General features: G+C 69.4%; 24 protein-coding genes and 1 pseudogene. 19 read left to right on the top strand and 6 right to left on the bottom strand.

Annotated elements, in window-relative coordinates; genetic code table 11:
- Positions 1-98: 98 nt before the first annotated feature.
- Together AB0M65_RS29240 and AB0M65_RS29235 are read right to left on the bottom strand one after the other, a co-directional pair.
- Positions 99-1,016, bottom strand: coding sequence for a hypothetical protein (locus tag AB0M65_RS29240; RefSeq protein WP_364034414.1), 918 nt, complete (start codon positions 1,014-1,016; stop codon positions 99-101).
- Positions 1,013-1,660 (bottom strand): DNA-binding response regulator, encoded by a 648-nt coding sequence (locus AB0M65_RS29235; RefSeq protein ID WP_364034411.1) that lies wholly within the window; start codon positions 1,658-1,660, stop codon positions 1,013-1,015. The genes AB0M65_RS29240 and AB0M65_RS29235 overlap by 4 nt, the downstream gene beginning before the upstream one ends.
- Before the next feature lie 292 nt (positions 1,661-1,952).
- Here AB0M65_RS29235 and AB0M65_RS29230 point away from each other — a divergent pair, with 292 nt between their 5' ends.
- The 11 genes from AB0M65_RS29230 to AB0M65_RS29180 all read left to right on the top strand — a co-directional run bounded on the left by AB0M65_RS29230 (position 1,953) and on the right by AB0M65_RS29180 (position 12,431).
- Complete coding sequence (locus tag AB0M65_RS29230) at positions 1,953-3,185, top strand: ATP-binding protein (RefSeq protein WP_364034408.1); 1,233 nt, start codon at positions 1,953-1,955, stop codon at positions 3,183-3,185.
- Positions 3,182-3,871, top strand: a complete 690-nt coding sequence (locus tag AB0M65_RS29225) for a response regulator transcription factor (RefSeq protein ID WP_076164239.1) — start codon at positions 3,182-3,184, stop codon at positions 3,869-3,871. Before AB0M65_RS29230 ends, AB0M65_RS29225 begins: the two co-directional genes overlap by 4 nt.
- 120 nt (positions 3,872-3,991) lie before the next feature.
- Positions 3,992-4,981: a Ppx/GppA phosphatase family protein gene (locus AB0M65_RS29220; protein ID WP_364034405.1), complete on the top strand. Its 990-nt coding sequence runs from the start codon at positions 3,992-3,994 to the stop codon at positions 4,979-4,981.
- 105 nt (positions 4,982-5,086) lie between these two features.
- Complete coding sequence (locus AB0M65_RS29215; protein WP_364034402.1) at positions 5,087-6,712, top strand: hypothetical protein; 1,626 nt, start codon at positions 5,087-5,089, stop codon at positions 6,710-6,712.
- A gap of 22 nt (positions 6,713-6,734) precedes the next feature.
- Positions 6,735-7,532 (top strand): sugar phosphate isomerase/epimerase family protein, encoded by a 798-nt coding sequence (locus AB0M65_RS29210; protein ID WP_364034399.1) that lies wholly within the window; start codon positions 6,735-6,737, stop codon positions 7,530-7,532.
- 141 nt (positions 7,533-7,673) lie between these two features.
- Positions 7,674-8,504: a thioesterase family protein gene (locus AB0M65_RS29205; RefSeq protein WP_364034396.1), complete on the top strand. Its 831-nt coding sequence runs from the start codon at positions 7,674-7,676 to the stop codon at positions 8,502-8,504.
- 23 nt (positions 8,505-8,527) lie between these two features.
- The gene (gene proC / locus AB0M65_RS29200; protein WP_364034393.1) at positions 8,528-9,343 is read left to right on the top strand and encodes a pyrroline-5-carboxylate reductase; all 816 of its coding nucleotides are present in this window, start codon (positions 8,528-8,530) and stop codon (positions 9,341-9,343) included.
- A 193-nt stretch (positions 9,344-9,536) separates the two neighbouring features.
- A complete protein-coding gene (locus AB0M65_RS29195; protein ID WP_016330918.1) occupies positions 9,537-9,752 on the top strand; it encodes a helix-turn-helix domain-containing protein in 216 nt (71 codons plus the stop codon).
- Between the two features lie 144 nt (positions 9,753-9,896).
- Positions 9,897-9,998 (top strand): AURKAIP1/COX24 domain-containing protein, encoded by a 102-nt coding sequence (locus AB0M65_RS29190; RefSeq protein ID WP_007030867.1) that lies wholly within the window; start codon positions 9,897-9,899, stop codon positions 9,996-9,998.
- A 286-nt stretch (positions 9,999-10,284) separates the two neighbouring features.
- Positions 10,285-11,334 carry an NAD-dependent epimerase/dehydratase family protein gene (locus tag AB0M65_RS29185; RefSeq protein WP_364034389.1) on the top strand — a complete coding sequence of 350 codons (1,050 nt, stop codon included), beginning with the start codon at positions 10,285-10,287 and terminating at the stop codon, positions 11,332-11,334.
- The gene (locus AB0M65_RS29180) at positions 11,331-12,431 is read left to right on the top strand and encodes a lysophospholipid acyltransferase family protein (RefSeq protein ID WP_364034386.1); all 1,101 of its coding nucleotides are present in this window, start codon (positions 11,331-11,333) and stop codon (positions 12,429-12,431) included. Before AB0M65_RS29185 ends, AB0M65_RS29180 begins: the two co-directional genes overlap by 4 nt.
- A 149-nt stretch (positions 12,432-12,580) precedes the next feature.
- Here AB0M65_RS29180 and AB0M65_RS29175 read toward each other — a convergent pair whose 3' ends face one another.
- The 3 genes from AB0M65_RS29175 to AB0M65_RS29165 all read right to left on the bottom strand — a co-directional run bounded on the left by AB0M65_RS29175 (position 12,581) and on the right by AB0M65_RS29165 (position 15,483).
- Positions 12,581-13,483, bottom strand: a complete 903-nt coding sequence (locus tag AB0M65_RS29175) for an HAD-IB family hydrolase (protein ID WP_364034383.1) — start codon at positions 13,481-13,483, stop codon at positions 12,581-12,583.
- A 95-nt stretch (positions 13,484-13,578) separates the two neighbouring features.
- Positions 13,579-14,664, bottom strand: a complete 1,086-nt coding sequence (locus tag AB0M65_RS29170) for a DUF5667 domain-containing protein (RefSeq protein ID WP_364034380.1) — start codon at positions 14,662-14,664, stop codon at positions 13,579-13,581.
- Between the two features lie 114 nt (positions 14,665-14,778).
- On the bottom strand, positions 14,779-15,483 hold the full coding sequence (locus AB0M65_RS29165) for a sigma-70 family RNA polymerase sigma factor (protein WP_364034377.1): 705 nt from the start codon (positions 15,481-15,483) through the stop codon (positions 14,779-14,781).
- Between the two features lie 292 nt (positions 15,484-15,775).
- Here AB0M65_RS29165 and AB0M65_RS29160 point away from each other — a divergent pair, with 292 nt between their 5' ends.
- The 8 genes from AB0M65_RS29160 to AB0M65_RS29125 all read left to right on the top strand — a co-directional run bounded on the left by AB0M65_RS29160 (position 15,776) and on the right by AB0M65_RS29125 (position 24,579).
- On the top strand, positions 15,776-17,260 hold the full coding sequence (locus tag AB0M65_RS29160; RefSeq protein WP_364034420.1) for an AMP-binding protein: 1,485 nt from the start codon (positions 15,776-15,778) through the stop codon (positions 17,258-17,260).
- Between the two features lie 49 nt (positions 17,261-17,309).
- Complete coding sequence (locus tag AB0M65_RS29155) at positions 17,310-17,546, top strand: glutaredoxin family protein (protein ID WP_364034374.1); 237 nt, start codon at positions 17,310-17,312, stop codon at positions 17,544-17,546.
- A gap of 57 nt (positions 17,547-17,603) precedes the next feature.
- Complete coding sequence (locus tag AB0M65_RS29150) at positions 17,604-19,139, top strand: molybdopterin-dependent oxidoreductase (protein WP_364034371.1); 1,536 nt, start codon at positions 17,604-17,606, stop codon at positions 19,137-19,139.
- A gap of 286 nt (positions 19,140-19,425) precedes the next feature.
- Positions 19,426-20,187, top strand: coding sequence for a redox-sensing transcriptional repressor Rex (locus AB0M65_RS29145; RefSeq protein WP_364034417.1), 762 nt, complete (start codon positions 19,426-19,428; stop codon positions 20,185-20,187).
- Positions 20,187-21,494, top strand: coding sequence for a glutamyl-tRNA reductase (locus AB0M65_RS29140; protein ID WP_364034368.1), 1,308 nt, complete (start codon positions 20,187-20,189; stop codon positions 21,492-21,494). Before AB0M65_RS29145 ends, AB0M65_RS29140 begins: the two co-directional genes overlap by 1 nt.
- A gap of 6 nt (positions 21,495-21,500) precedes the next feature.
- Complete coding sequence (gene hemC, locus AB0M65_RS29135; protein ID WP_364034365.1) at positions 21,501-22,448, top strand: hydroxymethylbilane synthase; 948 nt, start codon at positions 21,501-21,503, stop codon at positions 22,446-22,448.
- Between the two features lie 65 nt (positions 22,449-22,513).
- On the top strand, positions 22,514-24,046 hold the full coding sequence (locus AB0M65_RS29130; protein ID WP_364034362.1) for a bifunctional uroporphyrinogen-III C-methyltransferase/uroporphyrinogen-III synthase: 1,533 nt from the start codon (positions 22,514-22,516) through the stop codon (positions 24,044-24,046).
- A 137-nt stretch (positions 24,047-24,183) separates the two neighbouring features.
- The gene (locus tag AB0M65_RS29125; RefSeq protein ID WP_364034359.1) at positions 24,184-24,579 is read left to right on the top strand and encodes a hypothetical protein; all 396 of its coding nucleotides are present in this window, start codon (positions 24,184-24,186) and stop codon (positions 24,577-24,579) included.
- Positions 24,580-25,066: 487 nt separating this feature from the next.
- Here AB0M65_RS29125 and AB0M65_RS29120 read toward each other — a convergent pair.
- Positions 25,067-25,160: pseudogene (locus AB0M65_RS29120) on the bottom strand (TetR/AcrR family transcriptional regulator); the annotation flags it as partial.

Genomic DNA, 25,160 nt, shown 5'->3' with positions numbered 1-25,160 from the left:
GCCCGTCGCACTCGGCCTGCCGCTGGTGGACGCGATGCGTCAATACGGCGAGGTTCCTGTACTTCAGAGGGCGGGCGAAGGGCGACACGCCCGAAGTGTCACGGAAGGGCCTGGACCGTCTCGATACCGGCGGCCTTCCAGCCCTCGGGCAGGCGCTGGAGCCGCAGGACGATCGGCAGGTACTTCTTGGTCGCCTGGCCGGCCGCGTCGGTGACGGTGGTCGTCGCGACGAGCAGCACGCTCGCCTTGTCGTCGACGACCTCCATGACCGCGGCGGCCGCGTTCGGTTCCAGTGCCGACTTCGTGCCTGCCGTCCGAAACTGGGCGATCCGCGCCGCCTTGTCCTGCTGGAACTGCGTCAGCAACTGTCCGGTCGAGACGGCCTCGTAGCGGGCGTAGCTGCCTTCGGGGTCGGCTGGGTCCAAGCTCAGCAGGGCCTCTGCGACGCGTAGGGCGCCGTCGCGCGCGGAGTCCCGCACCCGGGCGATCGCCCGGTCTCCCGCGCCTGGTTTCTCCGGAGCGAGCGGGGACGCCGTCGGGCTCACCTTGATTTCGGCGATCCGCCACCGTTCGCCGTCGCGCACCGTCGCGAACAGCACCGACGCGATGCCTTTGCTGGTGGTGCCCGCCCTGGTACTGGCCTGGTCGAGCACGGTCAGTACCTGCGCCTTGTCGGGCGTCTCTTCGACGGCGGCCGAGACGATCACCCGCGTCACGAGTTTGATCGGCTGCGGCGAGTTCCGGACCTCGGCCAGCAGCCTGCCGATCTCGTCCCGCGCGCCCGGCGTCAGGTTCTCGGCGGTCGACTTCTCGTAGGCGGGCAGGGCCGCGCTGTCGTAGGAAAACACCGCTTCGGTGGCGGTCTTCACCGCGTTCAGCACCGACGCGGTCCGCGCCGGGTTCACCAGCGCGAGGTTCGAGGGCGGGCTCGCCGGTTCGGGCCGGGCGGTGCCGCCGACGGCGGTGGTGCAGCCCGCGAGGGCGAGCAGCACGGCGAATCCTGCCCAGCGTTTCACAGCAGCCCGAGCTCCCGTGCCCGCGCGTCCACCTGGAGCCGCGACGTCACACCGAGCGCGACCAGCAGTTCGGACACGCGACGCTGGTACGTGCGCAAGCCCATGCCGAGGCTCTTCGCGGCCTTCTCGTCCTTGCAGCCGGTGGTCAGGAACTCGAGAATTTGCGGTGCCTCCATCCGGATATCGGCGAACCGCGCGTCGAACGTCTCCAGCGTGGCCGCCGCCAGCCAAGCGGACTCGAACAGCGACAGGATGCCCTGAACCAGCTCGGGGCGCGAGATGACGCTGTAGGAGCGCACCGCCTTGCCCTCGTCGCCTGCCATGATCGCGACCCGCTCGTCGAGCAGGATCGTCTCGTTGACCTCCTCGGTGCCGATCCGGATCTGCGCGCCCAGGCCGGAGAGGTGGTGCAGGTGCTGGGCGGTCTGCTCGTTCAGCAGGACGCCGGGGCGGTAGAGCTTGCGGATCCGTTTGTCGTGCACCAGCCGCTCACCCTGCCTGGTGAGCGATGGCCGGGAGAGTGCCCACGTGTAGAGGTCATCGGCCGCACACGCGATGTCGGTCGCCGCGACGAACAGATGAGCCGTCCGGTCGAACAGCTCTTCTTCTCCGCGAATCAGGGAGATGTCACTGACGAGTTCCACGGCGACAGTCTTCCAACATTCCCCGGGGGCCGTGACGGGAACGTCGCTATTCGCCTGTGAGTGGGAAGGACCCCGCCCGGATAGTCACGACGAAAGTAGGGATACGGGCATCGGACGCCGTCGGAGTCCCCATATCGGGTGACCCGCTTCACCCAGGAGGTCTCGGCCAGGGATCGGTCACGTGAACGGCGGCTGACCTGCGGGCGAACAGGGTGTCGCCAGGTGTCATAGGCATCACGAGTACGCGGCCGGGACTAGGCCAAAAGACTACCCACCCGCTTACGATCCCCTTGTGACCACGCCTGTTGTACTCGCCCTTGCCATCGGCGGACTGATCGTCGGTGTGGTCGTCGGCTTCTTCATCGCGAAGGGCAGGGCCCGCCGCGAGGAGCGCCGGCCGACCGGACCCACCGTCGCCGAACTGCTCGAACGGCTGGTTCGGTCCAGCAACAACGGTGTCGTCGTGCTCAACAAGTTCGGCGACATGGTGCTGCACAACCCGCGCGCCTACGAGCTGGGCCTGGTGAAGGTCAACCAAGCCGACCCGCGGGCCCGCAAGGCCGCCGAGCAGGTGGTCGAGACCGACGAACCGATGGAGATCGACCTTTCCCCGCTGGAGGCGAGGGGCCGCCAGCCCGAAGCCGTCCTCGGCGAGGTCCGCCCGCTCGGCGACGGGTTCACCGTGGTCGAGGCCGTCGATCACTCCGAAGCCATCCGCCTCGAAGCCGTCCGGCGGGACTTCGTCGCGAACGTCAGCCACGAACTCAAGACACCGGTCGGCGCGATCGCGCTGCTCACCGAGGCCGTCCTCGACGCCGCGGAGGACACGGAAGAGGTCCGCCGGTTCGGCGGCAAGATCCTCCGCGAGTCGACCCGGCTCGGGCAGCTCGTCACCGAGCTGATCGCGCTTTCGCGGTTGCAGGGTGCCGAGCGGCTGCCCGATCTGAACGTGGTCGAGGTCGACGCCGTCGTCCGTGAGGCGCTCGGCCGAACCACCCTTTCGGCGGAATCCGCCGAGATCACCATCACCACCGACTCGGCAAGCGGGCTGCTCATCGAGGGCGACCGGACGCTGATGGTCACCGCGTTGTCGAACCTGCTGGAGAACGCCGTCGCGTACTCGACACCGGGCAGTCCGGTGTCGATCAGCAGACGGCTGGTCGACGGGAAGGTCGAGATCGCGGTGACCGACCGCGGTATCGGTATCGCCGAGGACGAGCAGCAGCGTGTCTTCGAGCGGTTCTTCCGCTCGGACAAGGCGCGTTCGCGGTCCACCGGCGGTACCGGGCTCGGGCTGGCGATCGTCAAACACGTGGCCGCCAACCACGGCGGTTCGGTCGGCCTCTGGAGCCGTCCCGGCACCGGGTCGACGTTCACCCTGCGGATCCCCGCGCATATCGGTGCGGAACCGGCGGCGACCGCGAAACAGGCTCCGCCGGCATCCCGGCCGGAGAAGACCCCCGAGCGGACACCCCGTCTCGTGGCCACAGGGCAAGAAAGCCCCGACCATGGAGGAAACCTGTGACGAGGGTTCTCATCGTCGAGGACGAAGAGTCGTTCGCCGACCCGCTCGCGTTCTTGCTGCGCAAGGAGGGCTTCACCGCCGCCGTTGCCGGAACGGGACAGCAGGCGCTCGAGGAATTCGACCGCAACGGCGCCGACATCGTCCTGCTCGATCTCATGCTCCCCGGAATGAGCGGGACGGACGTCTGCAAGCAGCTCCGGCAGCGCTCCGCCGTGCCGGTGATCATGGTGACCGCGCGTGACAGCGAGATCGACAAGGTCGTCGGGCTGGAACTCGGCGCCGACGACTACGTCACCAAGCCGTACTCGGCCCGCGAGCTCATCGCGCGGGTGCGGGCGGTACTGCGCCGCGGCGGTGAGCCGGGCTCGGAAGGTGACCTCGCACCGCTGGTGCTGACCGCCGGGCCGGTGCGGATGGACGTCGAACGGCATGTCGTGACCGTCGACGGCCAGGAGGTCTCCTTGCCGCTGAAGGAGTTCGACCTGCTGGAGTACCTGCTGCGCAACGTGGGCCGCGTGCTCACCCGCGGGCAGCTGATCGACCGGGTGTGGGGTGCGGACTACGTCGGCGACACCAAGACGCTCGACGTCCACGTGAAGCGCCTGCGGTCGAAGATCGAACCGGACCCGGGATCGCCCCGGCACCTGGTCACGGTGCGTGGGCTCGGCTACAAGTTCGAGACGTGAGCTGAAGAGGACTTTCCCCGCATCGCATGCGGGGAAAGTCCCCTTCAGCCACGGCTGTTGCGATACAGATCACGGTTACGGTTTCGTGACCTGACGTGCGGGCGGGTACCGTAGACGCTCGTGCGCCTAGGGGTACTCGACGTCGGTTCCAATACCGTCCACCTGCTCGTGGTCGACGCCCACCGTGGCGCCCACCCGACCCCGATGCATTCCGAAAAGGCCGTGCTCCGGCTCGCCGAGCAGATCACCCGCAACGGCGACCTGAGCCGGGCGGGTGCGGACAGCCTCGTGCGGGCCGTCGAATCGGCGAAGGCGGCGGCCGTGCGGCTCGGGTGCGAAGACGTCATGGCGTTCGCGACCTCCGCGGTCCGCGAAGCCAAGAACGCCCCGAAGGTACTGGCGAAGGTCCACGAGCAGACCGGCGTCGAGCTGAAGGTGCTTTCCGGGGTCGACGAGTCCCGGCTCACCTTCCTCGCCGTCCGCCGCTGGTTCGGCTGGTCGGCCGGAAAACTCCTGGTGCTCGACATCGGCGGCGGTTCGCTCGAAGTCGCGATGGGCCGCGACGAGGAGCCCGAGCTGGCCGAATCCTTGCCGCTGGGCGCGGGCCGGACCACCCGGACGCGGTTCCAGCACGACCCGCCGTCCCGCTCGGAACTCGTCGCGACTTCGGCCTGGCTCGAAGAACAGCTCGCCACACTCGCGAAGAAGGTCACTAAATTGGGTGAACCCGATCGTGTCGTCGCGACGTCGAAGACGTTCCGGTCACTCGCCAGGCTGACCGGAGCGGCGCCGTCGGCGGGCGGCCCGCATGTGCGCCGTACCCTGACCGACACCGCGTTGCGTCAGCTCATCGCGTTCATCTCCCGGATGACCGCCCATGACCTGGCACAACTCGAAGGGGTCAGCGCGAGCAGGTCGCATCAACTGGTGGCCGGCGCGCTCGTCGCACAAGCCACCATGCGGGCGCTTTCCCTGCAAGAACTGGAGATCTGTCCGTGGGCACTGCGAGAAGGTGTCATCCTGCGACGGCTGGACCATTCGAATGGTGCGGACGAGACTGGGAGCGGCAGCGCCCCACTGGACTTCGTCGAAGGAGAACGGGCACGGTGAAGAGGTGACGGAAATGCGGAAGACGGTGGATAGCGCGCGCGACGCCGCCGATGCCCCGTCGCGTGCCGGTTCACAACGGCCGGAGCGCGCATTGGACAGCACGGTATGACGGACGAAACAGAGAGCGGCCCGCCTCAGAAGACCGTGGCGGAGCTGCTCGCGCAGCACGGAGCCCAGCCGGAAGGCGGACGCCGCAGGCGACGCCGCGCGGCCGACGACGACGACGAGGCTCCCGAGCCGCCACGTGGCCGACGCGCGCCTTCGGTGAGCGACACCGCGCCGCAGGCGATCATCGACCGGGTGTCCGGCGACACCCCGCCGCCGCCCTCGCGGCCGCCGCGCCGTTCGCGACCCCAGGGTCCGCCGGGTCAGCAGGATTCGGGTGCACGGCCGCTCCCGCCGCAGCAGGACTCCGCGCCGCTGCCGGTGCCGCCGAACGCCGCCGCCCCGACCCGGCAGACGCCGCCGGTGCGCCCGCCGAAGCCGGTCCAGCCTCCTCAGGAGTCGGGCCAGTTCGCGCGCCCCGCCCCGCCGCAGCAGCCACCGCAGCCACCGCAGTCCGGTCAGTTCGCCCGGCCCGCTCCGCCGCAGGAGCAGAGCGGTTACCAGCAGCGACCGCCGCAGCAGCCACCGCAGTCCGGCCAGTTCGTCCGGCCGACGCCGCCGCAGGAGCAGTCCGGCTACCAGCAGCGACCGCCGGATTCCGAAGGACTGCCCCCGCGCGGCCGTCCGCGGCCACCCGGCCAGGACGAGACCCGCGGCGCGGTGCCGCCGGTCCGCCGCCGTCCCGAACCGCAGGCCGGACCTCCGTCCGCGGGCCTTTCGGCGAGACTCGACGGTGGGGTCGACGCACCCTCCGACGAAGAAGCACCCGGTCCGATGGCCAGCGGCGGTTTCGCGACCCCGCCCGCCCAGCCGGTACGGCGCCGTCGTCCGCCGGGCCGCCCCGCCCAGCCCAAGGCCGATCCGAGCACCGAGCAGTTCGCCGCGGTACCGGACGACATCGCGCCCGAACCCGACGTGGCACCCGTCGAGCCGGAGGTGCCACCCGCCGGGCTGGCCGGCTGGCGCAAGCGACGGCAGAAGGTGCAGTCCGAGGACACCGAGATCGGCGGGATCCCGCCGGTGCCGCCCCCGGTCGGGGCCGTGCCCATGGAGCCCGACGTGGATCCCGGCCAGGACGCGTTCGACGCCGGACCGCCGACCATGGGTTCGTCCCCTCCGGCGCCGATGCCTTTCGTACCACCGCATTCGCTCGACGAGCGTGACCCGCACCGCCAGGATCGTCAGGACGATCTCGACGAGTACGAGCGCGAGTTCGCCGATCCGGCGTACCCCGACGGCGGCCCGGATTTCGGCCGCGAGGAGTACGGCTACCGGGCCGACGAGTACGAGGACGAGTACGAAGACGACCGCGACGATGAAGTCGTCGAGGAGGAAGCACCCGAGGAGTACGCCGAGAACGCCTCACCGGGGAAGCAGTGGCTGGCGCTCGCCGGCCAGCTCGCACTCGGCGTGGTCGGCGGCGCCGGGGTCTGGCTCGGCTTCAACTGGCTGTGGGTCAACCTCCCCGCCGCCGCGCTCGTCGCCGCGTTGCTGGTGATCGTCGCGCTGGTGTGGATCGTCCGGAAGATCCGCCGGGCCGACGACCTGCAGACGACGGTGCTCGCGGTACTGGTCGGCCTGGTGGTGACGGTCTCACCGGCCGCACTCCTGCTGGTCGCGCGTTAGCGGCTTCGTGGAGGATGCCGGAATGGCTGTTCCTGTTCCGGTCGGGATCTCGACCGCGTCCGTCTGGCCGTTGAGGGCGGGCGCGGCGTTCGAGCTGGCCGCAGACCTCGGCTACGACGGTGTCGAGGTGATGATCTGGGCCGACCCGGTCAGCCAGGACGTCTCCGCACTGCGCCGCTGGTCGCGCCGCACCGGTGTGCCGGTGCTGTCGATCCACTCGCCGTCGCTGCTGATCACCCAGCGCGTGTGGTCGCCGGATCCCGAGGTGCGCTTGCGGAGGTCCGTCGACGCGGCACTGGAACTGGGGGCGCGCACCGTCGTGGTGCATCCGCCGTTCCGCTGGCAGCGCCGCTACGGCGACGCGTTCGGCGACCTCGTCGACGAACTCGAAGAGGAGAGCGGCATCGAGGTCGCGGTCGAGAACATGTTCAAGGTCCGTCCGCCTGGCGGCTCGCGGACGTCCCGTGTGTCCGCCTTCCGGCCATCGATCGACCCTACGGACGTAGGGTTTCGCCACTACACGCTCGACCTGTCCCATACGGCGGCAGCGGGAATGGACGCGCTCGCGCTCGCCGAACGGATGGGCAAAGGGCTCACGCACGTCCATCTGGCGGACGGCACCGGCCTCCCGAAGGACGAACATCTCGTACCCGGCCGCGGGATCGAACCCTGCGCCGAACTCCTCGAAAAGCTTGTGAACAGCGACTTCTCCGGGCAGATCGTGCTGGAGATCAACACCCGCCGGTCGCCGAACGCGGCTCAGCGGTCGAGGGATCTCGCCGAGTCCCTGTTGTTCGCAAGGTTTCACCTCGGTCAGTGACAAAGATCGTCTCCTGGTGCGGAGATTCATTCCTGACTGCGCCCGAGGCGCTGGTACACGTAAAGTTCCGACCGTGAACCAGCTGCGCTTGTTGATCTCCCGCACCCCGATGGATCGGCTCGTGGCCTTGGTCAGTTTTCGGTGAGCGCGGCCGACGACACGGTCACCTCCTTCGACGCGGCGTGCGCGACGCGATCACTGGGTGACGGCACGTTCACAGCGGTACTGCGCACGGAATGGTCGATCGGCGGACATCCACACGGCGGCTTTCTGATGGCCCTGATGGCGCGGACCGCACTCTCACTCCTCCACGAACGCGGTGAGCCGCCATCGGAACCGCTGGCGATCAGCGCGGAATTCCTGCATCCGCCGGCGGTGGGGCCGGTGCTGTTGCGCACCGACGTCCGCAAGGTCGGACGGCGCGCTTCGGTCGTCGCCGTCATGTTGGAGCAACGCGGCCGCAGCTGCGTCGAGGCCAGGGTGACCACCGGGCGGCTCCCGATGCGGCGTCCGGAATGGACCGACGTCCCCGCCATGCCCGCCGAGCCGCCGCCCGGCGCGGTCACCATGACCGGGGAGACGTCCGAGGGCGTCTTCAACCTGGCGAAAGGCTGCGAGGTCCGGCTGGACCCGGCGAGCGTCGGCTACCTGCACGGCCGGATCGGCGACCCGCCGAAGATGCGGCTGTGGGTCCGGCCGCGGCACGGCCTGCCCGACCCGTACTTCGCTCTCCTCGCGGGCGATGTGAACCCGCCCGTGGTCTACAACCTCGGCCGCGTCGGCTGGGCGCCGACGGTCCAGCTGACCGCGTTGCTGCGCACCCGGCCCGCCCCGGGCTGGCTGCGGGTGATCGTGCACGCCCAGTCGGTGCACGAGGCCTGGTTCGACTCGGACGCCGTCGTGGTGGATTCGCAGGGCAGGCTGGTCTCCCAGTCCCGTCAGCTGGCACTCGCCCCGGCGCCCGGCGGCTGACGGCGGTTTGGCACGCTGGCCGCATGAGTGTGATCGCGGTTCTTGGCGCCGGAAAGATCGGGGAAGCCCTGCTTTCGGGCCTGCTGCACGGCGGGCACAGCCCCGATGACCTGCTGTTCACCGAACGCTATCCGGCGCGCGCGGCAGAGCTGACCGAGCGCTACGGAGTGCACGGGGTCACCGTCGCCGACGCCGCGTGCCGTGCCGACGTGCTGGTCGTCGCGGTCAAACCGCAGGACATCGACCCGGTGCTGGCCGACCTCGCGCCGCTGCTCGGCGTGCGGTCGCTGGTGGTCTCGCTGTGCGCGGGCCTGCCGACGGCCCTGTACGAGCGCAGGCTGGCCGAGGGCGTCCCCGTGGTGCGGGTCATGCCGAATACCCCGATGCTCGTCGGCGAGGCGATGAGCGCGGTCTCAGCGGGTGCGCACGCGACCGCCGAGCACATCGCGGTGGTGAAGGACCTGCTTTCGCATGTCGGACAGGTCGTCGAGGTGCCGGAATCCCAGCAGGACGCCGTCACCGCGCTGTCCGGGTCCGGGCCCGCGTACTTCTTCTACCTGGTCGAGGCCATGATCGACGCCGGGATCCTGCTCGGCTTGCCGCGTGCGCTCGCCGGGCAGCTGATCATCCAGTCGGCTGTCGGGGCCGCGAAGATGCTCGCGGAGTCCGACGAGCATCCGGTGCTGCTGCGTGAGGCCGTCACCTCGCCGGCCGGGACGACCATCAACGCCATCCGCGAGCTGGAGAAGCACGGCGTCCGCGCGGCGCTGCTGGCCGCCATCGAGGCCGCGAAGGACCGCTCGACCGAACTGGGCGCCGCTCACGAACCTCGCGATTAGTCCTCTAGATGCGGTAGTTCATCGTCGAACTACCGCATCGAGAGGACGAAATGCGTAGTCGGACGAGCCCATCTCGGTGACTCGCGTCGCTTTAGCCACACGTGTCCCGCTACTCTCAGGAGAGCACGTGCGTGTCGATACCACAGGTGGGGAAGCCGCGTGGCGCGACACGTGTCGAAGGACACGGTGAAAAATGCCGCCTAACAAGAAGGATGACCTGCCCTCAGTCGGACAGGTCCAGTTCCTGACGGTCGCCGAGGTGGCCACGCTGATGCGGGTCTCCAAGATGACCGTCTATCGCCTGGTGCATTCGGGTGAGTTGCCCGCGGTGCGCGTCGGGAAGTCGTTCAGAGTGCCCGAAAAGGCTGTTCACGAGTACCTGCAAGGTGCCTACTTCGACGTGGGCTGAGGCCTGCTTAGCGAGGACGGTGTGCCCGCCGACGGGCGTCTTCCAGGGCGCGAGTACTCTGGAAGACCGCTCGTGCCTGTGCGCTCCACCCGTTGGACGCTGCGCCGGGCAGCGTGACCGACGACGAGGAGAGGAGCGCTCACGATGGGTTCTGTCATCAAGAAGCGCCGTAAGCGCATGTCGAAGAAGAAGCACCGCAAGTTGCTGCGCCGGACGCGCGTTCAGCGTAGGAAGGCCGGCAAGTAAGACACTGCCGGTGAGTGGCCCGTCCAGGTTTCTGGGCGGGCCACTCCCATTTGGTGGGCGTCGTCCGCCCATCCGAGTGAGCTGCGTATCCCCTCTGCGAGCAGCGGGTTAATAGCATGTAAGGGCTGACTCGACTACCCCTAATGAGCGGTAACATCTCAAGGGCAGCCGCGCGATGCTTCCAGTGAGTGCGGGTCCGCGCACATTCGGTGGATCAAGTTCATACTCAAGGTCATCAGGACCCCGTGATCGACAACCGAGAACAGCCCAAAGCGCAGGGAGTCCTATGCCGTCGAACATCGTGCTCGTGACCGGGGTCGGGGGAGACCTTGGCGGGAAACTGCTCGCCAGACTCGGCAACAATCCGGAGTTCGAGCGGGTGATCGGCGTGGACACCACGCCTCCGCGGAAGTCGGTGCTGCAGCGGATGGGCCGCGCTGAATACGTCCGCGCGGATATCCGGAACCCGCTGATCGCGAAGGTGATCAGCACGGCCAAGGTCGACACCGTCGTGCACGCCTCGTGCACCGTGCATCCGGCCGGGCCCGCTCGCCGCACGGCGATCAAAGAAGTCAACGTCATCGGCACGATGCGGCTGCTGGCGGCCTGCCAGCGCTCGCCGCTTGTGCGCAAACTCGTGGTGAAGTCGACGGCCGCGGTCTACGGCGCGGGGGCGCGCTCGCAGGCGGTCTTCACCGAGGATTCCGAACTCATCCCCACTTCGACCAGCGGTTACGCCAAGGACGCCGTCGAGATGGAGGGCTACGTGCGGGGGCTCATGCGCCGCCGTCCCGACATCACGACGACGCTGCTCCGGTTCGCCAACATCATCAGCCCGGAGATCGACACCGTGCTCTCGCGCTACTTCGCGCTGCCGGTGGTCCCGACCGTCTTCGGCTACGACGCGCGGATCCAGCTGCTGCACGCTTCTGACGCGCTGTCCGTTTTCGAGCGGGCGACGCTGGAGGACAAGCCCGGCGTGTTCAATGTCGGCTCGGAAGGGGTACTCACGCTCTCTCAGGCGATCCGGCGAGCGGGCCGGGTCGAGCTGCCGATGCCGAGCGGTGTCGTGCCGTCGGTCGGGAAGGTCTTGCGCGGAGCCCGCGTGGTTGATTTCTCCGCCGACCAGGTCCGGCTGCTGAACTTCGGCCGGGTCGTGGACATCACGAAGCTGAAGAAGGACTTCGGCTATCTGCCGCGCTGGACGACGCGTGAGGCGTTCGACGACTACATCACCGGCCGCGGCCTCAGGCCCGTGCTGGACGGCGGCAGGCTGGCCGGACTCGCGAGCAAGGTGCTGGTCGCCGCGGCGACCGGGCAGGCGGCGCACCGGTGAGCAGGCCCTACGAAAACTCTCATGAAGGCGAGGCGGAAAACGTGAGCGGCGCTGAAGCGCAGGTCATCCCGTTGCACGGCCCCGGACGAGAGAAGCCGGACACGGCAACGCAAGCGGATCGGGATCTTCGCGAGTCCGCAGACGCGCAGGACCAGGTGAAGCAGCAGGAGCGCAGGGCGGACGCGCCCGTCGTCGAGTTCCCCGGCTCAACGCGAGTGTCGCCGGCCCGGACCCGTCCGGCCGTCGAGGCGACGGACTCCCTCCCCGCGTCACTCAAGACGGCTCTGGGGTTCCTGCGGGACCGGCTGACCGGTGACTACACCGTCGACGAGTTCGGCTTCGACGCCGAGCTCACCGACACCCTGCTGATGCCGCCGTTGCGCGCGCTGTACGAGAAGTGGTTCCGCGTCGACACCTTCGGCGTCGAGAACCTGCCGTCCGACGGCGGCGCGCTGCTGGTGTCGAACCACTCCGGCACGTTGCCGCTCGACGCGCTGATGACCGCCGTCGCCGTGCACGACCACGTCCCCGGCGGCAGGCATCTGCGTGGCCTCGGCGCGGATCTGGTGTTCCAGGTGCCGCTGGTCGGCTCGTTCGCCCGCAAGTCCGGGCAGACACTCGCCTGCAACGCCGACGCGGAACGCCTGCTGCGTAACGGAGAACTCGTCGGCGTCTGGCCGGAAGGGTTCAAGGGCATCGGGAAACCGTTCTCGTCGCGGTACAAACTGCAGCGGTTCGGCCGTGGCGGTTTCGTTTCCGCCGCATTGCGGACCGGGGTGCCGATCATTCCCGTGTCCGTCATCGGCGCGGAGGAGATCTACCCGAAGGTCGGCGAGGTCAAGCTGCTCGCCAGGCTCTTGGGCCTGCCGTACTTCCCGGTGACGCCGTTCTTCCCGCTGCTCGGCCCGCTCGGCGCGATCCCGCTGCCGACGAAGTGGAGCATCGAGTTCGGCGAGCCCATCCGTACGGACACCTACGACGCGGACGCCGTGGACGATCCGATGCTGGTGTTCACGCTGACCGACCAAGTTCGGGAGTCGATCCAGCAGACGCTCTACAAGCGCCTTTCGCAGCGGAAGAGCGTCTTCAAGGGCTAGTCCCCCGCCCTCACGTGCCCCACCTCGTCACACGCGTGCTTGAAGGCGCAACTCGCGTGCTTGAAGGCGGAACACGCAGTGACGCCTTCAGGCACGCGTGTGGCGGGTTCAGGCACGCATGTGGCGCCTTCAAGCACGCGTGTGGCGGGTTAGCGGCGCCGGTAGGCCATGCCCGCCGCGACGGCACCGGCCACGGCGCCGACGCCGAGTACTGAAGGCACGCCGATCTTCGCGGCTTTCCGCCCGGTCCGGAAGTCACGGATCTCCCAGCCGCGGGCCCGCGCGACGTCGCGGAGGCCGCCGTCGGGGTTTACCGCGACCGCGGTCCCGACGACCGACAGCATCGGGACGTCGTTCTGCGAGTCCGAATACGCCGTGCAGCGCTTGAGATTCAGCCCTTCGCGTGACGCCAGTGCCCGGACGGCGTGTGCTTTCGCGCGGCCGTGCAGCAGGTCGCCGACGAGACGGCCGGTGTAGACGCCGTCCTTCGTCTCCGCGACCGTGCCCAGCGCGCCGGTGAGGCCGAGGCGTCGAGAGATGATGGCCGCGAGTTCGATCGGGGTCGCGGTGACGAGCCAGACGCGCTGGCCCGCGTCGAGGTGCATCTGCGCGAGTGCCCTGGTGCCGGACCAGATCTTGTCCGCCATCAGTTCGTCGTAGATCTCTTCGCTGATGTCGGTCAGTTCACGCACGGTGCGACCGGCCACAAAGGACAGTGCGCGCTCGCGGTGGGTCTTGATGTCCTCTTTGTTCTCCCGGCCGCCGAGCCGGAATTTTACTTGCTGCCAGACGAAACCAGCCAGATCGGCGGACGTGAAGAACTTGCGCGCGGCAAGGCCGCGGGCGAAGTAGAAGATCGACGCGCCCATCATCATGGTGTTGTCGACGTCGAAGAAAGCGGCCGCGGTCAGATCCGGCGGCGCGGGTGGCGCGGGCGGTTCGAGTGCTTCGGCGGACGCGGTCGCCATGGCGGCCTCGGCCGACGCCTCGCCCGCGAGCGCGGCCAGCCGTTCGAGCTCTTGACTCTTATCCTTGCCCCGCCAAACTGACACGCACACCGCCTCCGGAATCCCAGGTGCCTGTGCACAGCGTAGCGAGCGCTCAACCGCGCGGCCCCGGGTGTGGCGCCTGCCTCACTCACCCCGTGTCAGCCGATGATGATCGGCGGTAACCCCGGAATGAGCGGCGGAATCGAAATCAACGGCGGCGGACGTGTCGAGGTGGTCGGCAGAGGTGGCGGCTTCGTCGGGGCCGGGGTGGCCACGACGGGTGGCGGCTTGGCTCCCGGCGGCGGCGCGAGCGGTCCGGTCGGGGCCACGGTGTCCACGCCGGACGACGGCGGTACCGAGGCCGGCGCGGGTGCGCTGCTCGACGGCGCCGAGGACGGCGCGGGTGTCGTCACCGGCGGCACGGCGGCGTCGGTCGAGCCCGGATCGCGGACGCAGTCGCCCGCGGCCGGGACGGCACCGAGGTCGTCGGACGAGCCCGTGGTGATCGTGTAGCAGACCAGGCGCGAGCCGAGATCCGTCGTCCGCGCCTGGACCTTGTCGAGGAGGACGCGGGCGGCGGCGAACTTGTCCCGCGCCTCGCTGGGGGCGTTCCCGACCTGGAGGCCGAGCCGGTCCGACTGCTGCCGCGCCCAGGAGCGGAGTTCGGTCAGCCGGGACTGGCCGCCCTGATCGGTGACGAGCGCCGTCAGCTGCGTCACCCCGGCGCGCAGGTCGGTTTCGAAGTCGGCGAGACCGGTGAAGTAGGCCTTGGTGCCGGCGCCCTGCCGGGTCAGCTCATCGAGTTCTCCGACTCGGTTCGTCGCGAACTCCAGATGCTTCTTCGCCTTGTCCTGTTCGTCGAAAGTGAGCCCGAGCGCGGCCGATTCACCCGCCCGTTTGATGCCGTAGAGCGGATCGCCCGGCAGCGCGTCCTTGGACAGCAACATGGTGAGGCCGCCCAGCGCGAGAACGAGCGCGACGCCTGCCGCGGCGAGGTTGGCGACGGCGTGCCCGCGACGCTTCGGCGGGGCTTCGGCTCCGGCGAGGCGTCCGGCGATCTCCGCGCGGATCCGTTGCCGCGTCTCGGCGTCCGGAGCGCCACTCGCGCCCAGGTCGCGCAGGCCGCCGACGATCGCGAGTTCACGCTCGAATTCGTCGTCTTCGGGGAAGGAACCGTCGTCGACAAGGTCCGCGAAGCGGTCACCGTCCGCTCGCTCCCGTGCGAACCATCCCGGCACGCCCACGGTCCTGCTCCGTCTCCATGCGATCAGCCCGGTCCTGACACCGGTCTGGCTGGGAAACGAGTGGGGATGCCCGGTGGTTACGAATATGGACGGTGTCAACCGAAAGATGGAACCTTAACGCAATCCGGTGGGCAGAAGTTGTGCCAAACGGCGTACCGCGCGGTGCTGGAGGGCTTTGATGGCGCCTTCGTTGCGCTTCATGATCGCGGCGGTCTCGGCCACCGAGAGCCCCTGCATGAACCGCAGCACAATGCATTCGCGCTGGTCTTCGCCGAGTTCGGCGACGCAACGCAGCAGTTCGGCGCGGGTGGCGCGGCTGATCGCCTGTTGCTCGGGACCCGCGACGGCCTGCACGCCGACGTTCCCGATCGGCGCCCCGTTCGGCTCGGCGACCTCGTCGGTCACCACTTCGAGGCGGAACCGGCTCGACTTCACGTGGTCGAGGATGATGTTGCGCGCGATGGTGACGAACCAGGCGCCGACGTCACGCCCCTGGTAGCTGACCGATGTGATGCGGCGAAGCGCGCGAAGGAAGGTCTCGCTGGTGACGTCCTCCGCGAGGTCCCGGTCGCCGAGGCGGAACAGGACGTAGCGGTAGACGACGTCGACGTAGCGGTCGTAGAGCCGGCCGAACGCGGAGGTGTCGCCGTCCTGTGCGGCGCTGACCAGCTCCCAGGCTTCGGCCTTCGCGGCCTCGGCGGCGGCGTTGGACTCGTCGGTAGTCACTGCCTGCCGGGACGACGGAACCGCGGGGAAGCCGCTCCGGCGGAGGATGTGTCCCGCCAGCATCGAGACGGGCTTCGGCACGGGAAGGGTCACGGTGCACCTCCCGATCCGGACAGAGAAGACCGGCCCGCATGTCCCACCGCCGCATGGGCCTGCAAGATCTGCACGTCCGGACTCCTTTTCTCACCATCGAGTGATCAACACCACTCGACGATGACCAGCAGCATACGTGTAGTTACCGCGAAGTAGGTAGCGGTGCCGGGGTTACAGAACTGCGACGAAAGCGAGTGACCCCCATGACGGTGGCCGAGATGACAAACTGGCAACGCCGTTCATCGAGGGAAGAGGTTCGCAGTTGAGCGCGGAGCAGGTTGCCGAACGAAGCGTGCCCACTTTGCTCGCCGAGGCCGCCGGCCAGTGGCCCGGCAAGACGGCCGTCGTGGAGACCGGCGGCGGGGTCTCGCTGACCTGGGCGGAGCTCGACGCCGCCGCCCACGCGCTGGCCCGCGCCCTGCTCGACGCGGGAATCGACCGCGGTGACCGGGTCGCTCTGCGGCTGCCGACGTCGGCCGCGTTCGCCGTCTCGCTCTTCGGGGCACTGCGGGCGGGTGCGGTGGTCGTCCCGATGTCGCCGCAGGCTCCGGTGGCCGAGCTGACTGGACTGCTGGAGCACAGCGGCGCGCGTCTCGTCCTCGAACGCGAAGCGACCGAGGAGCTCCCTGACGGAGTGACCAGCCTCTCACCGGCGATCGCTCCGAACGGAGCAGTCGAACCGGTCGATCAAGCCGGGACCGGTGAGGACATAGCGGTCGTTTCGTACACCTCCGGGACGACCGGTCCGCCGCGTGGCGTGATGCTGTCGCACCGGGCGCTGCTGGCGAACCTCGGCCAGCTGAGCCGGATCGTCCCGACGCCGCTCGTGCACGGCGACCGCGTGCTCATCACCATCCCGCTCTTCCACGTCTACGGCCTCGGACCCGGCCTGCTCCAGACCACCTCGGTCGGCGCCACGGCGGTCCTGTCCGAACGCTTCCTCGCCGAGCGGACCCTCTCCGACTGCGCCGAACACCGGGTCACCTCGATCGCCGGGGTCCCCGCGATGTACGCCGAGTTCGCCGCGATGGACCCGGAAGAACTCGGCCGCGGCCTCTCGACCGTCCGCCGGATGACCTCGGGCGCGGCGCCACTGCACCCCAAGATCCTCACCTCGATCCGCGGCGCCACCGGACTCGACGTCTACGAGGGCTACGGCCTCACCGAATGCGCGCCGGTCGTCACCACGACGCTGGTCACCGGCTACCCGAAGCCGGGTTCGGTCGGGCGGCCGCTGCCCGGCGTCGAGGTCCGGCTGGTCGACAGCGACGGCGACGCGACGCCCGTCCCGCAGGACCCGGACGAACTCGGCGACGCCTTCGACGAAGACGGCGGCACCGGGCTGGTGTCGATCCGCGGCGAGAACCTGTTCTCCGGCTACTGGCCGGACGGCTCGCACGGTCCGGACGCCGACGGCTGGTTCCGCACCGGCGACGTCGGCTACCTCGACACCGACGGCGACCTGCACCTGGTCGACCGAGCCAATGACCTGATCATCGTCAACGGCTTCAACGTCTTCCCGCACGAGGTCGAGAACGTGATCTCGATGCTGGACGAGGTCGTCGAAGCGGCCGTCGTCGGTGTCGTCGACGAGCGGACCGGTGAGGCGGTGAAGGCCGTCGTCGTCCCCGCACCCGGCGCCTCGCTCTCGGAACAGCAGGTCGTCGAGCACTGCGCGGCGAACCTTGCCGGGTACAAGGTGCCGCATACCGTCGAGTTCGCCGAGTCCCTGCCGCATTCGGCCACCGGGAAGCTCCGGCGTCTGCGGCTGCGCTGATGAGCCCTCGGCGGGAAAGAGTGCCTCGGACTCAGGTAGACAGGGAGCCATGGCGCACCAAGTGACCGTCATGACCCGCACCGGCTGCCATCTGTGCGAGGTCGCGGAACAGGACATCGAACGGATTTGTGGCGAGCTGGGCGTGGCCTGGTCGGCGCGGGACGTCGACAGCGACCCCGAATGGCGGGCCGAATACGGCGACCGCGTGCCGGTGATCCTGATCGACGACGCCGAGCACGGGTACTGGCGGGTCGAAGAGGACAGGCTCCGCAAAGCACTGGCGTAACACACTCGTAAGGGCGAACGGCCGATCTCGGGCGATTTCGCTGGCGAAGATGGAGCCGTGGACGACGAACGCAGGCTCACCTTCCCGCAAGCCGCTCTGACCGGGCTGCTCGCCCTCGCCGCCGCGCTCGGCGTCGGGCACCTCGTCGCGGGCTTCGTCGGGTACACCGCTTCGCCGTTCGTCGCAGTGGCGAACTTCGTCATCGACCACAGCCCGCACGCCGTCGTGGCCTGGGCCGAGCGGACGTTGGAGACCTGGGACAAACCCGTCCTCAAGCTCGGCCTCGCCGTGGTGCTGGTGCTGATCGCCCTGCTCGCCGGGCAACTCGCGCGGAGCAAGCCGCTGCCGGGGCAGCTCGTCGTCGGCGTACTCGGCGCGGTCGGGGTCGCCGCCGTCTTCGTGCGCACCGACCTCGGCCAGATCTCACTGCTGGCGCCGGTGGCCGCGACGGTCGCCGGACTTGTCGTCTTCACGTGGCTGCATCGGTTCTTCCTGCCCAGCGTGTACTTCGACAGCCGCGAAGGCGACGGTCCGGACCGTCGCAGGGTGCTGATCACCGGGGCTTCCGTGGCCGCCGGTGCCGGCGTCGCCGCGCTGACCGGCGAGATCGTCGGCACCAGGAAGAACGCCGCGGACTCGCGGGCCGCCGTCGGCAGGCTCGTCGCGGCGAGAACCGCGCCACCGATCCCGCCGGACGCGGATTTCGTGAAGTTCGGGACCCCGCCGTATCTCACTCCGCCGAAGGATTTCTATCGGATCGACACCGCGCTGGTCGTCCCGCAGGTCAGGACCGAGGACTGGAGCCTCAAAATCCACGGGTTGGTCGATCGCGATGTCACCTATTCGTATGACGACCTTCGCTCGCGGACACTCATCGAACGCGACGTCACGCTGTGCTGCGTCTCCAACGAGGTCGGCGGCCCGTACATCTCCAACGCCCGCTGGCTCGGCATCGACCTGCGTGACCTGCTGGCCGAGGCGGGCGTGAAACCCGGCGCCGAGCAGCTGTTCGCCACCAGCGTCGACGGCTGGACCTGCGGAACCCCGGTCGAAGCCGCGCTGGATCCCGGACGCGGCGCGATGCTCGCCATCGGCATGGACGGCGAGCCGCTGCCGATCGAGCACGGCTTCCCCGCGCGGATCGTCATCCCCGGGCTGTACGGCTACGTGTCCGCCACGAAATGGGTGACCGACCTGGAGATCACCACCTGGCAGGCGCGTGAGGCGTACTGGCTCAACCGGGGCTGGGGACGGCTGGGGCCGGTGAAGACGCAGTCGCGGATCGACGCACCCGGTTCGGCGGTGACCGCGGGCAAGGTCGTCGTATCCGGGATCGCGTGGGCGCAGCACACCGGCGTCGCGAAGGTCGAGATCCGCGTCGACCAGGGGCCGTGGCAGGAGACTGTCCTGTCGGCCGAGACGTCGAAGGACACCTGGCGCATGTGGTGGACCGAGGTCGGCGTCACCCCTGGTCAGCACCAGGTCGCCGTGCGGGCGACCGACCAGACCGGCTACACGCAGACCGAAGAGCGCGTCGGAACCGTGCCCGACGGCGCCACCGGCTGGCATACGGTGTCTTTCAACGCGCGCTGACGCGTTCCCGAGCGACAGCCGTCGGTACCGGTAGACGCCGCGCGCGACCTTGAACACAGTCGCGACCAGTGACTTTGTGCCTGCGTTCACAAATGGCTACCGTAGAGCTATCGCCTCCGATGGGTGCCCGGCATCGAACCGGACTCAGCGCCTCGGGTCAAGAGCCGATTTCCTGGTTCAGGCGACTCATGTACTCAGCTGGACAGAGGAGCGGACAAGCGTGGTGTCGCAACGAGGCCGGCGCACCCGGGTGACACCGGACGCCGACAACGCGCCCACCGCGGAGATGCCGGCCGTCGAGGCCACCGCCGAACCCGAAGCGGTCCGCGCGAAGGCGATCCCCGAAGCCGCGGTCGCCCGCCTCGCCGTCTACCTGCGGGTCCTCTCCGGGCTGGCCGAGCAGGGCGCGACGACCATCTCCAGCGAAGAACTCTCGCAGGTGGCGGGCGTCAACTCCGCGAAACTGCGCAAGGACCTGTCCTACCTCGGCTCGTACGGCACCCGCGGCGTCGGCTACGACGTCGGCGTGCTGGTCAGCCAGATCGAGCGGATCCTCGGCCTGACCCGCAAGCACAAGGTCGCCGTGGTCGGCATCGGCAACCTCGGCCACGCACTGGCCAACTACGGCGGGTTCCCCGGCCGCGGCTTCCCGGTCGAGGCGCTGTTCGACCTCGACCCCGACCTGGTCGGGGTGCCGGTCGGCGGCCTCCCGGTGTCGCATCTCGACGACATCCCCAAAGTCTGCGCCGAACGGCAGATCTCCATCGGTGTCATCGCCACTCCGCCCACCGCGGCGCAGTCGGTCTGCGACCGGCTCGTCGCGGGTGGCGTGCAGTGCATCCTGAATTTCGCCCCGGTCGTGCTGCAAGTACCCGCACATATCGAGGTGCGCAAGGTGGATCTCGCCGTCGAACTGCAGATCCTGTCGTTCCATGTCGCTCGTCGCGCGGATCTGGCCGCTCATGGCAACGGCGGAGGAGACGCGAGCGCCGGGGGAGCCGAGAATGGCAGCGTGAATGGCCACGGCAAGGGAATGGTGGTGCGCTGATGAGCGTCTTGGCGGTCGGGCTTTCGCACCGCAGTGCGGAACTGAACACCCTGGAGCAGGTCGCGGTCCCCGCGACCGAAGTGACCAAGGTGCTCCACGAACTCCAGCAGGCCGAGCACATCAGTGAGGCCATCCTGGTCTCGACCTGCAACCGCATCGAGGTCTACGCCGTCGTCGAGACCTTCCACGGTGGCCTGAACGACGTCTCCGACGTGCTCGCCCGCCAGGCCGGGATGCAGCCCGCGGACCTCTACGACTCGCTGTACGTCCACTACGCCGGCGCGGCGATCGAGCACTTGTTCTCGGTCACCTCCGGCCTGGACTCGATGGTCGTCGGCGAGACGCAGATCCTCGGCCAGATCCGGTCCTCCTATGCCGACGCGCGTGACGCCGGCACCGTCGGCCGCACACTGCACGAGCTGATCCAGACCACGCTGCGCGTCGGCAAGCGAGTCCACAGTGAAACCGGTTTGGACCAGCTCGGGGCGTCGGTCGTCTCCGAGGCGCTGGCCGCGGCCGGTGCTCTCACCGGCAAGCACGCGCTGATCATCGGCGCCGGGTCGATGGGTGCGCTCACCGCGTCCCACCTGCGTAAATCCGGGATCGGCGAGCTCACCGTCGCCAACCGCACCGAAGCGAGGGCCGCCCGCCTCGCCGCCGCGAGCGTCGAGCAGGGAGTGCCCGCGAAGGCCGTGCCGATGAGCGGGATCGCCGCCGCGGTCGCCGAGGCGGACGTCGTCGTCTGCTGCACCGGCGCGCAGGAAGCGGTCTTCACCGTCGAACACGTCCCGGCCCGCGCCGGGCGCCCGCTGGTCGTCTGCGACCTCGGTCTGCCGCGTGACGTCGAGCACGACGTCGCCGGACTGGCCGACGTCGCCGTGGTCGACCTCGAGACCATCCAGCGCCGCATGCGTGACAAGGGCACCCCGACCACCGAGCGGCAGACCGCGAAGGCCACCGGCATCGTGCTCGACGAGGTGCGCGAGTACCTCGCCGGTCAGCGCCGCGCCGAGGTCACTCCGACCGTGACCGCGCTGCGCCGCCGGGCCGCCGAAGTCGTCGACGCCGAACTGCTGCGCCTGGACAACCGCCTGCCGGACCTCGAAGCCGGGGTCCGCGAAGAGGTCGGCCGCACGGTCCGCCGGGTGGTCGACAAGCTGCTGCACGCGCCGACGGTGCGGGTCAAGCAGCTGGCCGCCGAGACGGCCGACACCGACTACGCCAACGCGCTGCGCGAGCTGTTCTGCCTCGACCCGCAGGCGCCCGCCGCCGTGGCGAGTCCCACCGCCACCCCGAAAGACAAGTGATCATCAGTGAGCAGAGTCATTCGCATCGGGACGCGCGGCAGCAAACTCGCCCTCGCGCAGACCGGCACCGTCGCCGACGCCCTGCGTGCCACCGGGGCCGAGGTCGAACTCGTCACCGTGACGACCCCCGGCGACAAGTCGTCCGCGCCGATTCCCACGATCGGGGTCGGCGTCTTCACTTCCGCGCTGCGTGAAGCCTTGCTGCGTAAAGATGTCGACGTCATCGTGCACTCGTACAAGGACCTGCCGACGAAGCCGGAGCCGGGGATCACGCTCGCCGCCGTGCCGCGCCGCGAAGACCCGCGTGACGCGCTGATCGCCCGTGACGGGTTGACGCTGGGTGAGCTTCCGCCGGGTTCGACCGTCGGTACCGGCTCGCCGCGACGCACCGCTCAGCTGCGCGCACTCGGTCTCGGTTTGGAAATCGTGCCGATCCGAGGCAATATCGACACCCGCATGCGCAAGGTGACCGACGGAGAGCTCGACGCCGTCGTCCTGGCGCGTGCCGGACTGGCCAGGATCGGCCGGGCGGAGGAGATCACCGAGACCCTCGACCCGATCCAGATGCTGCCCGCTCCCGCGCAAGGTGCGCTGGCGGTGGAGTGCCGGGCCGGAGACGTGGACATCGAGCACCTGCTCGGATCCACAATGGACGATGAAGGCACCCGTGCCACGGCGACCGCCGAGCGGGCTCTGCTCGCGGCACTGGAGGCCGGGTGCAGCGCACCGGTCGGAGCGCTGGCGGAGATCGTCGAGGACCTGGACGCCGATGGGCGGGTCGTCGAGCGGATCTCGTTGCGAGGCACCGCCGCCGTCGAAGTTGACGGGGACGCGGTCGACATGGTGCGCGCTTCCGCGCTCGCCGACAAGAACGAAGCAGAGCAGCTCGGCCGGACACTGGCCGCCGAACTGCTGGACCTCGGGGCCGGGGCGCTGCCCGGACCCGCTCAGTGAGTAAAGCCAGAACGTTGATGGTTCGGCCGCGATGGACTGCGGCCGCTTAAGAGGAGAACGCACAGATGACCCCCGCGCGAAAGACCACCGGGCGTGTCGCCTTCGTGGGCTCGGGCCCTGGTGACGCCGGTCTGCTGACCGTCCGCGCTCAGGAGCTGCTCGCCAAGGCCGAGGTCGTGGTGACCGATCCGGACGTGCCTTCGGGTGTCCTGGCCTTCACGGCCGAGGGCGCCGAAGTGCGCCCCGCCGTCGGCGAGGCCACCGAGGTCGCCAAGGACCTGGTGAACGAGGCCAAGGCCGGACGGCTGGTGCTCCGGCTGATCGCCGGTGACCCGCTGACCCAGCCCGCCGTTGTCGCCGAGGTGCAGGCCGTTTCCCGGACCAGCGCCGTATTCGACATCATCCCCGGCGTTTCGCCCGGCGCGGCCGTCCCGGCCTACGCCGGTGTCGCGCTCGGCGGCACGCACACCGAGGTCGACGTCCGCGGCGACGTCGACTGGGCCGCGCTGGCCGCCACCCCCGGCCCGATCGTGCTGCACGCGACCTCGGCGCATCTCGCCGAAGCCGCGTCCGCGCTGACCGAGCACGGGCTGACGGCGACCACGCCGGTCGCGGTGACCTCGAACGGCACCATCAACACCCAGCGCACCCTGGACACCACGCTGGCCACCGTCGCGAACGAGGCAGGCGAGCTCGTCGGCCCGCTGATCGTGACGATCGGCCAGGCCGTGGGCCAGCGCTCGAAGCTGTCGTGGTGGGAGTCGCGCGCGCTGTACGGCTGGAAGGTCCTGGTGCCGCGCACCAAGGAGCAGGCCGGTGAGATGGCGGAGCGGCTTCGCGGCCACGGCGCCACTTCGCACGAGGTCCCGACCATCTCGGTCGAGCCGCCGCGCAGCCCCGCGCAGATGGAGCGTTCGGTCAAGGGCCTCGTCGACGGCCGCTACCAGTGGATCGTCTTCACCTCGACCAACGCCGTCCGCGCGGTGTGGGAGAAGTTCGAGGAGTTCGGTCTCGACGCCCGCGCGTTCTCCGGTGTGAAGATCGCCTGCGTCGGCGAATCGACCGCCGCGAAGGTACGTTCGTTCGGCATCATCCCCGAGCTGATCCCGGAGGGCGAGCAGTCCTCGGAAGGACTGCTGGCCGAGTTCCCGCCGTACGACGACGTCCTCGACCCCGTCGACCGCGTGCTGCTGCCGCGGGCGGACATCGCCACCGAGACCCTTTCGGCGGGCCTGCGTGAACGCGGCTGGGAAATCGACGACGTGACCGCGTACCGCACCGTGCGTGCCGCGCCGCCGCCGGCCGAGACCCGCGAGATGATCAAGACCGGCGGTTTCGACGCGGTCTGCTTCACCTCGTCCTCGACCGTGCGGAACCTCGTCGGCATCGCCGGCAAGCCGCACACCCGCACGCTGGTCGCGTGCATCGGCCCGAAGACCGCGGAGACCGCCGTGGAATTCGGGCTGCGGGTCGACGTCCAGCCCGAAAAGGCCGACGTCCCGCACCTGGTCGACGCCCTCGCCGAGCACGCCGCCCGGCTTCGCGCCGAAGGTGCGCTTCCGCCGCCGCGCAAGGCGAAGCGGGCTCGCCGCTCCTGACGGTTTTGTGTGAAAGCCCCCTTTCCCGTTCTCGCGCGGGGAAGGGGGCTTTTTTCATTCCTTGGTAAACGTTGGCCGCCGGTTAGCGGCAGGCGTTAGCTTCGATGGTCCACTGGACAAATCGCTGGGGAGTGATCATGAAGTCTCTTGCTCATGCCGCCAGAATCAGCACCGCTCTTGGCGTTCTCGCGCTCGGTTCCGCCGGGCTCACGGGTACCGCCGCCGCGGCTTCCACGCCGTTCGAGGTCTGCAGTCCGCTCGGTTGCGCGGTGCAGAGTGTGAGGGGCACCGTCGAGAAATCCGGGGGCCAGACTCGGGTGGTGGCCACCATCGCAGACAGCTCGCCGACCGCGTCGCTCACCGCGCGGTTCATACTGACGGGCAAGACGACCGAGGCGTGGCAGGTCATCGTCGACGACGCGACCAGGCAGGTCCTGCTGAACTCGGCGGCCGCGCCGACCCGGTTGACCGTGAGCGCGTGCGCCACCGGCGGCGGGATCGGCGGGTGCAGCACGAAGACGGTGCCGCTGTAGGGCCTCGTGAGTGTTTTGGGCCGTTCTAACGCACTCACGAGACCCCGCCCCGCTCGGTACTGGCGCCCGTTGCTCGCCTGAGGTACAGGAAGGCCCCCTTGCGCCCAAGTACAGGAAGGTCCCCTTCCTTGCGCCTAGGTACAGGAAGGGGGCCTTCCTGTACTGGGGAAGGTGTGGAGGTCGAGTTTCCTCGGCTGAGCCGAGGGAAGGGGTCCTTCACGCTTGGCCCTACGACCCAAAACACTCACGACACCCACCCCGGCACCTCCCGCCGCCGCCGTTGGCCGCGCCCTGCCCCGTCCGCTCCTGCCTGGCCCCGCCCCACCTGGCCCCGCCCCGTCCCTGCCCCGGCGCCGCCACCGCCGGCCTGGCCCCGTCCGGCCCTGCGCCCCGCCCGCCGGCCCTGCGCCCCGTGCGCCCGCCCTGCCCTGCCCGCCGTGTGTCATGAGGGGTCCCCATAGGACGAAAAGTGCCCTATGGGGACCACGAAAGCGTGGTAGATCGTGCCATTGGGGACACCGGCGGCGGCCGCGAGGGACCGGACGGTGACGCCACGCGGACCCACGTCGACGACGAGGCGC

Origin of the sequence: Amycolatopsis sp. NPDC051071, from assembly GCF_040682875.1 — a bacterium.
Classification (GTDB): Bacteria; Actinomycetota; Actinomycetes; order Mycobacteriales; family Pseudonocardiaceae; genus Amycolatopsis.
Note: the sequence above shows the minus strand (reverse complement) of the source record. Positions and strands in the feature narration are given on the sequence as shown.